This is a genomic window from Pseudoalteromonas sp. TAE79, assembly GCF_000498015.1.
Taxonomy (GTDB): domain Bacteria; phylum Pseudomonadota; class Gammaproteobacteria; order Enterobacterales; family Alteromonadaceae; genus Pseudoalteromonas.
Map to the genome: position 1 here is coordinate 1 of NZ_AUTL01000295.1, position 15,298 is coordinate 15,298.

Here is a 15,298-nt window from a genome sequence, read left to right on the forward strand (position 1 = left end):
CTGAAGTGCATAACGTTTAGGCGGCTTTAGCCGCCAAGTGATCCTGCATCAATTTTGCAGGCGTTTCAAATCCAAGTGTCTTCCTCGGACGATTATTAAGTTGCTCAAGTACTGGTATAACCTGCGCTGGTGTTACCGCCTTAAAATCTGTGCTCTTCGGCCAATACTGGCGTAGTAATCCATTCGTGTTTTCATTCAATCCGCGCTCCCATGAGTGATAAGGGTGAGCAAAATAAACAGGAACACTTAAAGCCTCTGTGATTTGCTCGTGATAAGCGAACTCTTTTCCATTGTCAGCCGTGATGCTATGAAGCGCTGACCTATATGGCCTTAATAGTTCTATCGTCGCCGCAGTGACGGCTTGTGCTGTTTTGCCTGCCACCTGCGTTGATACAGTGAATTGGGTGACCCGCTCTACAATGGTAACAAGGGCGCCTCGATGACCTTTACCTATGACGGTATCTATTTCCCAATCTCCGATACGACCTTTCTCATCAACTATTTGTGGGCGTTCTTCAATGCTAACGCGATTTTTTATTTGCCCTCGGTTTGTTTTACCATGACTGCGCTTGTGATATTTCTTACCGTGTCGGCGCAGATGTAGGTATAACTCACCACCTGCTTTTTTATCTTCCCAGATATACAGATAAATGCGTTCATGGCTGACAGACCGTTCACTTTCTTTACGCAACCATCCCGTTATTTGTTCAGGGCTCCACTTCTCATTAAGCTTCTGGGTAATTAAAGCCATCATTTCAGGTGTCATCTTAAGCGGTTTTCTTACACTTCTTCGGCGAAACAAAGCCCGCTCATGAGCTTGTTTGTGTCTGTAACCTCGCTTACCTGTATTTCTAGAAAGCTCTCTTGAAATCGTAGATTGCGATAAATTAGTTAGCTCAGCAATACTTTGTTGCGTAAAACCACTTTTCTTTAGAACGGCGATCTGGCATCTTTGCGCATAGGTCAGTTGTTTGTAATGTCTCATTGTAAAATCTCTTGCCGGAGAAAAAGTAGTTAGCTTATGAGCAACTGACCACTTAATCTAGCCAAAACAAGTTATGCACTTACAATTTGAATCTAGGTTATTAAGACAAAAATGCAAACTTGAAAACAAACAAGGCTGTCAATATCCAAACACTAATACTGATTTGATCTTGCTTACCACACAATACTTTTACCGCTGTATAAGATATAAAGCCAAGTGCAATACCGTGCGCAATCGAAAACGTTAATGGTGTCATTAGTAATACCACAGTAACAGGAATTGCATCGGTCATATCATCCCAATTTACAAACTTTAAATTTTGTAGCATCAGTACAGCGACATATAAAATAGCACCTGCCGTAGCATAAGCCGGTACCATTTGTGCAAGCGGTGCAAAAAACATCATTAGTAAAAAGCAAATACCTACAACTACAGCCGTTAAACCAGTACGTCCGCCAACAGAAACACCAGCAACCGATTCTATATACGATGTAGTCGTAGACGTGCCTAGCATCGCACCTGCAATTGTTGCAGAGCTGTCAGCACTTAGTGCACGCCCTAAACGAGGCATGTTACCTTTTTCATCAGCTAAACCAGCTTTTTGAGTGACCGCAACTAATGTACCCGAAGTATCAAAAAGATCGACAAACAAGAATGCAAAAATAACACTCATCATTGATATATCAAAAGCGGCGGCAAAATCTAGTTGCATAAAAGTAGGCATTATTGATGGTGGCATAGCCATAACACCGTGATATTCAACAAGCCCTAAACTTAGTGCAATGCCTGTCACTAATAAAATACTAATAAGTACACCGCTTTTAAAATCGCGGTATAAAAGCGCTGCAATTACAAAAAAGCTTAATATAGCTAATAATGGGCCTGGGGAAGTAATGTCGCCCAATTGCACTAGTGTTGCTGGGCTTGAGACAATAATGCCTGCATTTTTAAGGGCAATTAAGGCTAAAAAAGCACCAATACCTGTTGCGATAGCTCGCTTGAGCACCAGAGGTATGGCATTAATAATCCATTCTCTGACTTTAAATAAGCTTAAAAATAAAAATATACAACCCGACATAAAAACAGCCCCNATGCGGCTTGCCAGGTATAACCCATTCCTAATACGACGCCATACGTAAAAAAGGCATTTAGTCCCATGCCAGGCGCTAATGCTAATGGATAATTAGCCCATAAACCCATTATAAAACAGCCTATCGCAGCTGCTATACAGGTAGCTACAAATGCAGCCCCTTGGTCCATCCCTGCCTCAGCAAGCATAGCCGGGTTTACAAATACAATGTATACCATAGTAATAAAGGTAGTTAGGCCAGCAACGCATTCGCGTTTAACTGTTGAATTATTTTCGCTGAGTTTAAATAAGGCTTCAAACATAATAAACTTGTGATAGTAAAAAGTGACGAGATTTTAACATAAAAATTATCTTTTACAGGACATTTTACCTTGCTATATACTAAACTGTTAAAGTAGTTAAAATAATAAATGAACCAATATGCTTAAAACAACACCTTGTGAGCAAGACTTAGAGCAACAGCTAGACAACATTTTAGGTTTTGTTACTCAACCAGAAAGCAGCCCCGCGCCCATTGATAATAAAAAAGATGAGCAAAGTACTATTAATAAAGCCCTATATTATTTAAAAAATAATCAAGCTCCATTGGCTGCAAAATGGATGCGCCTTGCTGCAATGGCAGGAAACCATAGAGCACAGTTTTATTTAGGTTTATTTTTTGTAAAAGGTGAAGGCGTGCCACAAAGTGTATTTCATGCTGTAGCGTGGTTGAGCTTAGCGAGTAGCCAAGGGTACGCACCTGCCACTGCAGCGGTTACAGATATACGCAAACATATCGAAACTAAGCGATTTAAAGATGCTCAATGTTATGCAGCAAGTTTGTACGAACAAATTCACCAACTCCAGTTTTGTCATATGATCCCTCGCACGAGTGAAAACACATAAGCTAACTAAGTTATAAGTACTGTATGCAGTGTTGAAAAATACTGTATATAGTTACAAAGATACTCCTACTCAGTATAAAACCCACAAATTAAAACATTACTCAAAAATTTATTTTTGAAATACCTTCTCAAAAACAAGCCTATAACAAATTGATTAATAAAGAATTATAGATTTAAAATAAAAAACAATGATCAAAGGCTGAATAACTGTACAAATAAATAGCATAAAATGCTTGCACGAAAGCACTGTATAAACTACTGTATATGAATACTGTATAAAAACCCAGTGAGTGAAATTATGTTACAGCCTATTACCGTAAGAACAGTTAAAAGTTACCAACAAGACGAGCAAAGCGATTGCGTAAATTTGATCCAAATTGGAGATGAAATTTCAGCGACCTTTGAGCTTTTAAAAGTATTACACCAATACAATAGCTCTAATGCATGGACGTTATTAATTGCGCCAGATCATGTACCTAGCAAAGCTTTACTTGACTCATGCTCTATTGATACAAGTAAATTACTTGTTATTAGACAGAAGCACCTAGTAAATCTAGAGTATGTATTAAATTCTGCATTACATAATGGAAACTTTGCAGCGGTAATCACCTGGACCGATATAGTTAATAACCAACTACTTACAAATCTATCGTTCGATTTAAGTAAAACGAATACAAAACTATACTGTTTTACTAAAAACGCACAAACAACAGAGATACCACTCGCTCAATAAGCTTGTTAAACTAATGTTTTAGACTTTGTATTATTATTATGACTTCACTCAATGCCATACTATGTTTTTGCAGCAGTGGGCACAATTATGCCGATTGCTGCGAGCCGCTTCACTTATCTGTAAAGCAAGCTGACACTCCTGAACAACTTATGCGCTCACGATTCAGCGCTTATGTTATTAAAAATGCAAAATATGTTTATCAAACCTACGCAAAAGAAAAACAAGCTGAAAACCCGGTTAAAGAAATCAATGATTTTGCTAACAGCTGTCGATTTATAAGTCTTGATTTAATTGACTCAAGCCATGATGGCGATACTGGAACTGTAGAATTTAAAGCCCAATATTTTTATCAAAACTTATTTTGTGAGCTTCATGAAAAATCGCAGTTTATTAAAGAAAACACTCAATGGCGTTATTTAGATGGCACTATATATCCTGTTGAAGATATTAAAGTGGGCAGAAATGATAACTGCCCATGCGGTAGCAATAAAAAGTACAAAAAATGTCATAGCATGTAATAAATAATCTTATTTAATATTTATCGCCTAAAAGGTGTTTTTAAGTGGCAGAGTGATTTATTAGCTAACTAAACTTAAAAACACACTTTGTTACGCCCTTGCATTTTAGACTCATACATTTTTTCATCTGCGATCTGCAACGTGTTTTTGTTATTTACGTATGGTTGTAGGGTTGCACCGCCAATACTAATAGTCACAAAATCATATTCTGAATATTTGTGTAATATTCCTAAATCGGCCACATTTTGTTTAATTTTATCAGCAACACAAATTGCACCTTCAGTGCTTGTATGCGGTAAAACAACTACAAACTCTTCGCCGCCATAACGCGCAACAAAATCGGTTGGCCTTTGCAAACTATTAGTAATAGTTTGTGCTACTAGGTTTAACACCGTATCCCCCTGCACATGACCATAGATATCATTGTATTGCTTAAAGTAATCTATATCGATGAGTAATAGTGCATAGTCAACTTTTTCTCGTAAGGCGCTTCGTTCCATTTTAGAAAAATGCGCATCAAAATAACGACGATTGAATACCTTTGTTAAATCATCTAGAAATACTTTTTGATTGAGTAAGTCATGTTGAAGTTTCATCGTGATATGGGCGCGCACTCTTCTATATAAAGTTTCCGAGTTAGTTGGTTTCTTTATAAAATCTACAGCCCCTGCTTCCCAGCACTCTTCTTCTTGATTTTCAGATGAGGTTACAAAAATAACGGGGATATCTTGTGTTTCAGATATATTTTTTAATTTTAGACATGTTTCAATACCACTCCTTCCTTCCATATTAATATCGAGTAGTATTATATCTGGCGGATTATGTTTACAAATTTCAATCGCATCCTCACCACAGCTCGTTGTTGTTACACTAAAATGCTCAGATAATATTTTTTTAATACGATTAAGCTTAATAACTGATCGTCAACTATAAGTACTTTAGAATTCTTTAAACTTAGTTTTAATTGATGGTCAGAGTAATTTATTGGCATAGTAAAAATGTTTTGTTTTTTTAATTAAAAACAGCCTATAGCATCACATTTTGTTATGCAAATGTTAATTAAGAGGGGTTCTACTTATTGGTTACTAATAAAAATACTTTTTAGTAAATCTTTACTGCATAAAAACAAAAAATGAGCCACTTGGACTCATTTTATAACTTTGAATACTTAATTTAGTTAAGTATTATTCGTCATCATCTAAATCTAATTGCTGACGTTGAGCAGGTCGAGCTAAAATCTCTACGTAGAAAGAGGTCAAACCTTGCTTTTCAATTTCGCCAATTTGGTTACTTAATTCAGCAACGTGCACAACTTGCGCATCTTCAGCTGTGTTACCAAACTTACAGTCAAATGCCCAATAGTCAGCATCTTCAGGTAGCGTTTTATTACGCTCTCTTTTCAAATATTTTTTCACTTCGTGCTTTGCAGCATCAACCATACGAGGGTATTTGATTTTCTCGTGATTTAGCGTGAATGTTTTCTTCATTACGTTCCTAATTACCTTGGTTTAATGATAATGGCATTTCATGTCATACCATTTGACGCCATTATAGCAATTGCATTTAATTTTTGGATGCTTTTTTTTCATTAAATCAATTATTAGCAAATATATAAAGCAGACCCGTTATAAAGCATATATTAACTGATGATTATTACAATCATATATCACACCGCAATAAGCTGAAGTGGTTGATGTATTGCATCATTATTAAGGCTGTCGTAAAAAGCAGCTGCATCTATAGGAGGATTAGCAAGTTGTGTTTGTTCGCTTTTAATTCTTCTTCTGACAGCAAGCTCACAGTTATCTATTATATTAAGTGGAATATGCTTATCATCATTTCTAATCGCAAGTGGTTCAGGCTTTAAGTACTGTCTTAGCTTAATACTTGTCATACCGCAGCGCTCCCCTTCTTGAGATATTAATGATGCATTAAACTGTCCAACCAACATATTGTATTCATCAGGGGCTAAAAGTTGCTTTGGACCTGCGCCAAATTGCTTTCTTAATGCCTCTTCTTCTATAACTAAATTATCTATTTCAGTTTTTGGTAAATGAAATTGGCTAAAGTCGAGTGCGTCATGTGACAGCATCGCTAATAATAGAGAAAATTCGCCACGACGATTTTCATGCACACTATTATTGAGCCTACTGTTTAACTGACTCTCTGTGATTAACAAATCATCTATTTGCATAGTCTTTAGTCGATTGTGGTAACTGATAGATATTTATCGGCTTTATTTCAATTTTCTTTAGCTTTTTTCTTTACTTAAATACGCAATTTGCTATTATCAGCGCCGTTGCATTGGAGGGGTTCCCGAGCGGCCAAAGGGATCAGACTGTAAATCTGACGGCTCAGCCTTCGCTGGTTCGAATCCAGCTCCCTCCACCACTTTTCTTACCGCTAAGTTAAGTGGGGCCAAATGCAATAAAATTAGTGTGGAGGGGTTCCCGAGCGGCCAAAGGGATCAGACTGTAAATCTGACGGCTCAGCCTTCGCTGGTTCGAATCCAGCTCCCTCCACCACTTCTCTACTATTCCTATATTCCTATATTCCTATATTCCTATATTCCTATATTCCTATATTCAGGTTAACTTCAAAATACCCATTGTAAACTCATACTGTTTTTCTTTAGCCATGTTGATGATGCTTTATAATTAGGAAAAAAATGCTCAACGTGTTGCCAAAAAGCTTTACTGTGGTTTAAGTGACGTAAATGCGCTAACTCGTGGACAATCACATAATCAATAGCATGATAAGGCGCTCCGATTAAATGCAAATTAAATGTTAGCTCTCGCTTACTATTACAACTTCCCCACTTTCGCTTATAAATAGCTATTTTTAGACTCGTAGGTAATTCTTCACCCATTTGTGCGCAGAAGTACGCTAAACGCATTTCTATATATGCAGTTAGTTGCTCTTTTAAATATTCTTCAAGAAGTTGCTGATATTTTTGCGAAGTATTTTTAACGCGCGAAGAGTGCGTAATAAGCAAGCTGTCGTTACTGTTTATTACTTCGGACTTAGTACCTTGCTTAAACTCTATATTTGCAATGCTATCAAAAATTAAAATTTGTTTGTCTTTGAGCGGGCTCTGTCTGCTATCAGCAATATTGTGCTGTTTAGTTAATTGAGCATTTACCCACACCTGCTTATCAAAAAGCCATTCTTGGATGTGTTTATTACTAACAAACTGAGGGGCATATACAGTCACCTTCTTGTTATGTACTTTAATGGCAACCGTTTTACGTTTTATACTTTTCTTTAACTGATATTCAAACACTTTCATACTCATTAATGATATTGCTACGAGAAAATTCACCAGCAACTAATAAAACCAAATAAGGTGTAATTTTCGCTTAGTTAAGCCAATTCATTAGTTTTCTTAAGGTTACTCGATAGAAACTTAAATATGACCATATAAATCTAACTTAGTCCTGTGACAGGCAATACATTAGAATAAAAAACACCAACTAAAAAACTAATCCCTGATAAATAAAAGAAAACTAAAAGTAATAAATTCGTTATTTTATTCACTTCATTGAATTAACGGTTTATTTATTAATTAATTAGATTAAACTTAATAAATAAAGATTATATTTTGAGCCATTATGTTATCAGCTTTTTTTATCACAGACCAAGATCCTAGCTTAATCGTTAATGGCGTTTACGATCCTCTATTAGTTTCAATGTCATTGCTAATTGCTATTTTTGCAGCCTTTTTCACCATTCGACTTATAGATCTCGCAAAAGAAACTCAATTTCCCAGCTACCAACGTTTAGCAAATGTGACCGCTGCTACTGTTTTTTCGGCTGGTATTTGGAGTATGCACTTTATTGGTATGCTTGCCTTTTCACTGTGTACTAATATTGATTATGATCCAACAATCACTCTCCTTTCTTTTATACCAGCATTTATTGCATGTCAGTACGCTGTATCAATGCTAGTAAATAGTAAAGGGAATCTAAAAGTATTGTCGATTTGCTCCGTGTTACTAGGAGCCGGCATTGGCACTATGCATTATAGCGGCATGGCTGCAATGGATCTTGCTCCTTTACTTAGATATGATCCATTGATATGTGCGTTATCAATCATTGTTGCTGTAGCCCTGTCCTTTATAGCCCTTTACAGTCGCTTTAATCTTGAGCGTTTTTTACCCTCTTTATCACCTCTTCAAAATAACTCAATTAGCGCTGTTATTTTAGGGTGTGCTGTTGCTGGTATGCACTATATGGGTATGGCCGCTACACGTTTTGTAGCTACATCGCCACTAATCTATGATGATGCTAACGCAACCGCAGGACTAACTTTTATCGCCATTGCAGTCGCCACAGCAACTATCGCGATTACAAGCGTGGTTGGTGTAATAAATGGTATGGTTCGCTATCGCATGCTACTTGAGGATAAGTCGGCAAAAGAATCCCGTCTAAATGCTATTTTAGGCACCGCTATAGATGGCATTGTTACCATTGACCATACTGGTATTATTTTAAGTTTTAATGAAGCCGCAAGTAAAATTTTTGGCTGGCAAGAAAACCAAGTTCAAGGCAAAAACGTAAAAATGCTAATGGACGATAACATTGCCAAGCACCACGACGAATACCTCTTAAATGCTCACAATGTTGATCTAGGTAAAATAATAGGCATAAACCGTGATGTATATGCAAAACACATGAACGGACATGTTTTTCCTATTCGCTTAGGTATAGGCGAAGTAAATCAGCCGGGCCATAACCCTTTATATGTTGGCTTTATCACCGACTTGACCGAACAACGCGCTTTGCAGCAAAGTTTAGAAGAGAAAGAACAAAAATACCGCTCTCTTATCGATAACATGCCCGGAGTAGCGTTTAGATGCAAGTTTGATGACAACTGGACTATGTTATTTATTAGTCCAAATATAATTGAGCTTACAGGGTATAACCCAAATGAGTTTACAGAGCATTGTATCGAGTTTAATGACTTGGTCTTGAAATCAGAACAAAAACAAATAGTTGATGAAGTCACTAAAGCTGTTGATGCAAAATCTCAATATTCTATTGAATACCGAATTAGACATAGAAATGGTAAAATTTTGTGGTTGTTAGATAAAGGGAGTATCAACTTTGATGCTCAAGGCAACCCAAAGTGGATTGATGGTGTTTTAGTCGATATTACTGAACGCAAAGAATATGAAGAAAAACTAGAGCAAGCTAAATTTAAAGCTGAAGAAGCTGCTCATGCAAAGCAATCTTTTATGGCTAATATGAGCCATGAAATACGCACCCCAATGAATTCTATAATAGGTTTTAGCGATCTATTAATGGACACCCCACTTGATCAAGAACAACAAAAGCACTTGGTTACCGTAAATAATGCAGCGCGTTCATTGCTAAGATTGTTAAATGAAATTCTTGACTCTGCAAAACTAGAACGCGGTAAGCTCACCATTGAGCCAGTCCACTTTAGCTTAAAACCAGTGATAGACAGTATTATTTCTACTTTTTGGCTAGAAGCTAAAAAGAAAGATTTAGAACTTAAACTCCATATTAAAGAATCAGTAAGTTCGACGTACTACGGCGACCCAGATCGACTCAGACAAGTACTCACCAATCTAATTGGTAACGCGATTAAGTTTACCGAAGAAGGCTCTGTTACGGTCACCGTTGGCATGACACAAAATCAGCATCTGTTTTTTGAAGTGCAAGATACCGGAATTGGTATTGCAAAAGATCGTATTCAAGCTGTATTTCAACCTTTTGAACAAGCCGATGGCACTACTACCCGCCGCTTTGGTGGTACAGGCCTTGGTACAACCATAAGTAAACAACTTGTAGAGCTTATGGGCGGAACAATAAACTTAGTAAGTGAGCTAGGTAAAGGCACCTGTTTTTACTTTTCATTGCCGCTTACTTTAGGTGACGAATCTAAAATAGATTATTTTGATGGTCTACACACCCAACTGCCTGCACTTAGAGTGCTAGTAGTTGATGATATAGAGCAAAATACAGAACTACTGTCTTTGCTTCTGTCACGCGATCAGCATTCAGTTACCAAAGCGTCAAACGGACTTGAAGCGATTAAAGTATTTGAAGAGCAAGACTTTGATGTCATATTAATGGATATACATATGCCATTGTGTGATGGCATACAAGCAGCACAAAAAATAAGAGCAATAGAAAACCAAAGGCAGCTTAAATACACGCCAATTATCGCACTCACAGCAAGCGTATTACAGCAAGATAAGCTTACGGCTAAAAAAGCAGGCATGAATGGCTTTGCCAATAAACCCGTCGATATAAATCAGCTTAACCAAGAAATAGCGCAAGTGCTGGGGCTTGGTATTGCAAAAGAAATGGTTATATCGCAAAGCGATCCTAAAGCGCAGCATATAGATTTTGAAAAAGGATTAGCACTTTGGGGTTCTAAGTGTAAGCAACTTACAGAGATTACTAAGTTTGTTAGTGATAGTGATAAGCGGTTTGAGAGATTATTTAATGATAAATTATCAAACATAAAAGATGTCGATAGCCTCATTCACACACTCAAAGGTGTTGCTGGTAACTTAGGGCTAACAACGTTAATGAAGTTATTAACCGATTTAGAGCACAAGCAAAGTGATGCTAAAGTTATTAGTCTTTTAGACGATATCAAAAACGAACTACTTATTATAACGCAACTGCTGTCATCAAATACTTGCGATGAGCCAAATAGCAAGCCTGAAGATAATAGCTCAGACACTCTATCAATAGATGAGATTAAGCAATTGTGTGAAACACTTCATCAAGATGCGCAAAACGCAGAATTAAATGATGGACTACTCGCAAAGTTGCAACGCGGCGCACCTTCTACCTTTCAAAATGAAGTTGATGATATAGCCGAAGCCTTTGATGAATTTGATTTTGATAAAGCACACGTAATACTAGAAACCTTACTTGAAAAACTAACAAACAATGAGTATTAATTAATGGATTTTACGACAGATAGGCCACGGGTATTAATTGTTGACGATGAGCCTGCAAATCTAAAAGTAATGCGCGAAGTGTTAGGTAATCAATATCGTATGTCGTTTGCTAAATCGGGTGATGCCGCACTAGCACTACTTGAAAAAGAACTACCAAAGCTAATTTTGCTCGACATAATGATGCCAGATATGAATGGCTTTGAAGTGTGCCAAATAGTTAAGAGAAATCCTAAAACATCACATATCCCAATTATTTTTGTAACTGCGCTTGGCGATGAAAGCGATGAATACAAAGGTTTTGAGTTAGGTGCAGTAGATTATATTACTAAACCAATAAGCCCTGCCATTGTAAGAGCAAGGGTTAATACTCACTTGTCGCTAGTACAAGCAGAGCAATTAAAGCAAGCTCATGTAGATTTAGTGGAACGTCTAGGCCGTGCAGCGGAATATAAAGACACCGACACGGGTGAACATATTGTGCGCATGAGCCAATACAGTAAAGTATTAGCGTTAGCACTCGGTATGGATGAGCAACGAGCAGAACTTTTACGTCAAGCTGCCCCAATGCACGATGTAGGAAAAATAGGTATTCCTGACGCTATCCTACTCAAACCTGGAAAGTTAACCTCTGAAGAGTTTGATCATATGAAAGAACACGCCACCATTGGCGCGCAAATTTTAGCAAACTCATCATCTCCTTTACTACAACTTGCACATACGCTTGCAATTGAACACCACGAAAAATGGGATGGCTCAGGCTATCCTAACGGGATCAAAGGCGAAGAAATATCAGTTGAAGGTAGAATTGTTGCTATAGCTGACGTATTTGATGCACTTACCTCAAAACGCCCTTACAAAGAGGCTTGGAGTGTAGAGAAAACAGTTTTGCATATGCAAGAGCAAGCAGGAACTCATTTCGATCCCGCTCTAATCGAACTATTAGTAAAAAACTTAGACGATATTATTGCTATAAAAAATGCAAATCAAGAAAGCTAATTCTTTTTAGCACTGTGAGAGCCAAGCTCAATATTTGGGTAACAAGATTTTATATAACGATAGCCATGTGACGTAATTTCATGGCTATTGCCACTTTCGTCTTTAAAGTACATAGAAAACGTTACACCATGATCTGCTAAAACTACTTTTATATTTAAACTCTCAAGATGAATACGCCATTGAATAAATTGATCTCCTGAGGCCAAAAATGCAATCCCTTTACTGCGCCCCTCTCCTTCAAACAATGCTAAACGAGTGGTTGAACAAGCATCTTCAAGCGTTAAAGGGCCTCGCCCATGCTCATTCCAAAAGGCCAGCTCTGGCACTACGCTAAAACCTAAAACCTGTTCATACCACTTAACGGCATTAGCTAAGTTATCAACATTTAAATGGCAATGATCAATGCCAGATAATTTCGGTATGCTTGTATTATTCACGTTACTCACCAATTTCTGACTTTAATTGCTCTAAAAACTCATGCATATACCTTGTTCGTCTATTCGCCTCTGCTTTAGCTGATGGGGTATTCATACTATCGGCAATATGTAATAACTTTATGAAAAAGTGATCAAGCGTGTATGTTTTATCATCAGCCACGCGTTCAACACAAAAAGGGTCATTTGGGTTATATAATAACCGAGAAATTGAGCCACCAACCTTCATGCACCGGCTAACGCCAATAGCGCCCAATGCATCCATTCTGTCGGCATCTTGTACTATTTGCGCTTCAACTGTTTTAATTTTTATATTTGCGCTGAAGCTATGTGCTGCAATTGCATGATGAATCTCATCAAAAAGTGACTCGTCATAATTAATCGATTTTAAAAACCCCAATGCCTTATCAGCTGCCATAGTAGAGGCTTTTGCACGATCAGGGTGGTTTTTAGCCACCGCCACACAGTCGTGCATCCACGCTGCAGGTAATACTACTGACATGTTTGCCTGCTCCGCATTACATAACTGTATTGCAACGCGCACCACTCGCTCTATATGAGTAATGTCATGAGCAACATCGGCATGCACTAAAGAGGCGATAAACCCTCTACATTGTGAGTTAAGTATTTCTAAATCAGGGCTTAAAGCGACGTCAGACAAAGTTAGGTTCCAAAAAGCTAATTAATCAATGAATTATCCGTACTTTACCGTGCTTTATGCCCCCCTTGCAAAACATTCATTGTATGTTGCTCCTTGCTTGACTAAAATACAGCGCTTATTTATTACTACTGAGAAGCCTTATGTCATCTGCCGTTTACCTACAAGCTGGTCGCGATAAATCATTAAAAAGAAAACACCCTTGGTTATTTTCAAAAGCCATCAAAAAAATTAAAGGTAAACCTGGATTAGGCGACACAGTAACGATTCACGACAGCGAAGGTAAGTTTTTAGCAACTGCTGCGTATAGCCCTCACTCACAAATTCGTGCACGTGTTTGGAGCTTTGACGAAAAAGAAGTCATCGATCAACACTTTTTTGAACGCCGTTTACGTCGCTCATTAGAAGCCCGTAGTCAAGTTATTGAAGAAGGCGGATTAACAGGGTTCCGCTTATGTGCTGCTGAGTCTGATTACTTACCAGGCGTTACAATAGATAAATTTGACAACGTATTAGTGTGCCAGCTATTAAGCGCCGGTGCCGAGCGCCATAAAGGCGAGATTGTAGGCGCATTGATGTCTATTTTCCCCGGCTCTAGTATATATGAGCGTTCTGACGTAGATGTACGTACTAAAGAAGGCTTAGAACCAATTAAAGGCGCACTTTGGGGCAATGAACCAAAAGAGCCTGTGCTTATTGAAGAAAACGGCTTAAAAATCGAAGTTGATATAATTGAAGGTCACAAAACAGGGTTTTACTTAGATCAGCGTGACAGCCGTGCTGCACTTGAGCGCTTCTCAAAAGGTAAAACTGTCCTTAACTGCTTTAGTTACACAGGTACATTCTCGTTGTATGCCCTGCGTGGTGGATGTGAGCATGTAACTAACGTAGATGTATCGCAACCCGCTTTAGATACAGCAAAACGTAATGTTGAGCATAATAACTTAGATTTAAACAAAGTGAGCTTTGTAAAGCAGGATGTATTTAAATTATTACGCCAATACCGCGACGAAGGTAGACAGTTTGATACCATCGTAATGGACCCACCAAAATTTGCTGATAATAAAGCGCAGCTAACGGGCGCGTGTCGTGGCTATAAAGATATCAACATGATTGCCATGCAAATACTAAAACCAGGCGGAACACTATTAACATTCTCATGCTCTGGTTTAATGGAACAAAACTTGTTTCAAAAAGTAGTAGCCGATGCAGCACTTGATGCAGGTAAAGACCTACTGATAATGGAGCGATTAAACCAGGCAGCCGATCACCCAATTGCTGGCAGCTACCCTGAAGGCTTTTACTTAAAAGGCTTAATCTGTAAGGTTTTTTAATATCTACTATTGAGTTTAACTGAATTCGATTTAGTTAAACTGAATGATTTCAAGACCTGCTGTTACCGTGCCATCATCTTCTTTGCTGGCACGTATTACTTTTGCTGTTGCATTTAAAGGCGCAATACTTGGATGAGTCGAATCAATGTTCACCGTCAGTAAGGTATTAGGTTCAAGCAATTCATCTAAATGAATTGATAAACCTGTTGCACTTAAATCCACGCACTCTGCGGCAAAACTTAAACCCGCTATTGGTTCTATCGTTGTTAAATTTGCAGGAGTGTTAATCTGCATGCGTCTAAAATTTCGCTTATCATCAGTAAACATATGTTACCTCTAAACAACCGTGTTAATTTCTTCCAACAAAGCACCCAATGAAAATGGCTTTACAACATACGCGTTACAACCAGCATCAAACCCTGCTTGTTTTTCAGATGGGGACTCTAGGCCCGATACCATAACAACAGGAATATTTTTTGTTTCAGGTGTGTGCTTTAGCATTCGGCATGTATCATAACCATCAAGACCAGGCATACAAACATCAAGCAAAATTATATCTGGCGGACTCGCAATTGCTGACGCAAGGCAGCTTTGCCCTGAATCTGCGTAACTAACATCAAATTTCGACGCTAGTGCGGCTTTGAGCATTTCAAAATTAAAATACTCGTCATCTACCACTAAAAGTCGCTTTGTTTTATGTTCAATCGATGAGGACATAACTA

At 37.9% G+C, this 15,298-nt stretch carries 15 protein-coding genes, 2 tRNA genes and 1 pseudogene; 8 read left to right on the top strand and 10 right to left on the bottom strand.

Translation table 11 applies throughout. The features are described from left to right. Positions 1 to 16: 16 nt before the first annotated feature. Both L655_RS0124435 and L655_RS01000000126155 read right to left on the bottom strand, forming a co-directional pair. Positions 17 to 985, bottom strand: coding sequence for an IS30 family transposase (locus L655_RS0124435; protein ID WP_024604006.1), 969 nt, complete (start codon positions 983 to 985; stop codon positions 17 to 19). Positions 986 to 1,085: 100 nt separating this feature from the next. Further along, a pseudogene (locus tag L655_RS01000000126155) lies at positions 1,086 to 2,377 on the bottom strand (NCS2 family permease). A 118-nt stretch (positions 2,378 to 2,495) separates the two neighbouring features. On the opposite strand from L655_RS01000000126155, the gene L655_RS0124445 reads away from it, so the two are divergent. The 3 genes from L655_RS0124445 to L655_RS0124455 all read left to right on the top strand — a co-directional run bounded on the left by L655_RS0124445 (position 2,496) and on the right by L655_RS0124455 (position 4,210). Then, positions 2,496 to 2,960 (top strand): SEL1-like repeat protein, encoded by a 465-nt coding sequence (locus tag L655_RS0124445; RefSeq protein ID WP_024606570.1) that lies wholly within the window; start codon positions 2,496 to 2,498, stop codon positions 2,958 to 2,960. Between the two features lie 297 nt (positions 2,961 to 3,257). After that, positions 3,258 to 3,692, top strand: coding sequence for a SulA-like leucine-rich domain-containing protein (locus L655_RS0124450; protein WP_024606571.1), 435 nt, complete (start codon positions 3,258 to 3,260; stop codon positions 3,690 to 3,692). 38 nt (positions 3,693 to 3,730) lie between these two features. Further along, complete coding sequence (locus L655_RS0124455) at positions 3,731 to 4,210, top strand: YchJ family protein (RefSeq protein ID WP_024606572.1); 480 nt, start codon at positions 3,731 to 3,733, stop codon at positions 4,208 to 4,210. A gap of 74 nt (positions 4,211 to 4,284) precedes the next feature. Here L655_RS0124455 and L655_RS0124460 read toward each other — a convergent pair whose 3' ends face one another. The 3 genes from L655_RS0124460 to L655_RS0124470 form a co-directional block, all read right to left on the bottom strand. After that, positions 4,285 to 5,124 (bottom strand): diguanylate cyclase, encoded by an 840-nt coding sequence (locus tag L655_RS0124460; protein ID WP_342626717.1) that lies wholly within the window; start codon positions 5,122 to 5,124, stop codon positions 4,285 to 4,287. 270 nt (positions 5,125 to 5,394) lie between these two features. Then, positions 5,395 to 5,697 carry a DUF6172 family protein gene (locus tag L655_RS0124465; RefSeq protein WP_002961433.1) on the bottom strand — a complete coding sequence of 101 codons (303 nt, stop codon included), beginning with the start codon at positions 5,695 to 5,697 and terminating at the stop codon, positions 5,395 to 5,397. Between the two features lie 179 nt (positions 5,698 to 5,876). Next, positions 5,877 to 6,404 carry a VC2046/SO_2500 family protein gene (locus tag L655_RS0124470; protein ID WP_024606574.1) on the bottom strand — a complete coding sequence of 176 codons (528 nt, stop codon included), beginning with the start codon at positions 6,402 to 6,404 and terminating at the stop codon, positions 5,877 to 5,879. 112 nt (positions 6,405 to 6,516) lie between these two features. Here L655_RS0124470 and L655_RS0124475 point away from each other — a divergent pair. Further along, a tRNA-Tyr gene (locus L655_RS0124475) sits at positions 6,517 to 6,601 on the top strand. Positions 6,602 to 6,650: 49 nt separating this feature from the next. Then, a tRNA-Tyr gene (locus tag L655_RS0124480) sits at positions 6,651 to 6,735 on the top strand. Between the two features lie 71 nt (positions 6,736 to 6,806). Here L655_RS0124480 and L655_RS0124485 read toward each other — a convergent pair. Continuing rightward, positions 6,807 to 7,505, bottom strand: coding sequence for a SprT family zinc-dependent metalloprotease (locus tag L655_RS0124485; protein ID WP_029752412.1), 699 nt, complete (start codon positions 7,503 to 7,505; stop codon positions 6,807 to 6,809). Between the two features lie 316 nt (positions 7,506 to 7,821). On the opposite strand from L655_RS0124485, the gene L655_RS0124490 reads away from it, so the two are divergent. Beyond that, positions 7,822 to 11,154, top strand: a complete 3,333-nt coding sequence (locus L655_RS0124490) for an MHYT domain-containing protein (RefSeq protein WP_024606576.1) — start codon at positions 7,822 to 7,824, stop codon at positions 11,152 to 11,154. Between the two features lie 3 nt (positions 11,155 to 11,157). Further along, positions 11,158 to 12,150: a two-component system response regulator gene (locus L655_RS0124495; RefSeq protein ID WP_002961438.1), complete on the top strand. Its 993-nt coding sequence runs from the start codon at positions 11,158 to 11,160 to the stop codon at positions 12,148 to 12,150. Here the strand turns inward: L655_RS0124495 and L655_RS0124500 are convergent. Together L655_RS0124500 and L655_RS0124505 are read right to left on the bottom strand one after the other, a co-directional pair. After that, positions 12,147 to 12,587: a VOC family protein gene (locus L655_RS0124500; protein WP_024606577.1), complete on the bottom strand. Its 441-nt coding sequence runs from the start codon at positions 12,585 to 12,587 to the stop codon at positions 12,147 to 12,149. The two genes, L655_RS0124495 and L655_RS0124500, sit on opposite strands and share 4 nt — an antisense overlap. 1 nt (position 12,588) lies before the next feature. Beyond that, positions 12,589 to 13,245 carry an HD domain-containing protein gene (locus tag L655_RS0124505; protein WP_024606578.1) on the bottom strand — a complete coding sequence of 219 codons (657 nt, stop codon included), beginning with the start codon at positions 13,243 to 13,245 and terminating at the stop codon, positions 12,589 to 12,591. Positions 13,246 to 13,385: 140 nt separating this feature from the next. Here L655_RS0124505 and L655_RS0124510 point away from each other — a divergent pair, with 140 nt between their 5' ends. Then, positions 13,386 to 14,576, top strand: a complete 1,191-nt coding sequence (locus L655_RS0124510; RefSeq protein ID WP_002961441.1) for a class I SAM-dependent methyltransferase — start codon at positions 13,386 to 13,388, stop codon at positions 14,574 to 14,576. A gap of 30 nt (positions 14,577 to 14,606) precedes the next feature. Here the strand turns inward: L655_RS0124510 and L655_RS0124515 are convergent, their stop codons facing one another. Together L655_RS0124515 and L655_RS0124520 are read right to left on the bottom strand one after the other, a co-directional pair. Next, entirely contained in the window at positions 14,607 to 14,903 is a 297-nt protein-coding gene (locus L655_RS0124515; protein ID WP_007581065.1) for a PilZ domain-containing protein, read from the bottom strand. Between the two features lie 9 nt (positions 14,904 to 14,912). Further along, entirely contained in the window at positions 14,913 to 15,293 is a 381-nt protein-coding gene (locus L655_RS0124520; protein WP_024606579.1) for a response regulator, read from the bottom strand. Positions 15,294 to 15,298: the final 5 nt, after the last annotated feature.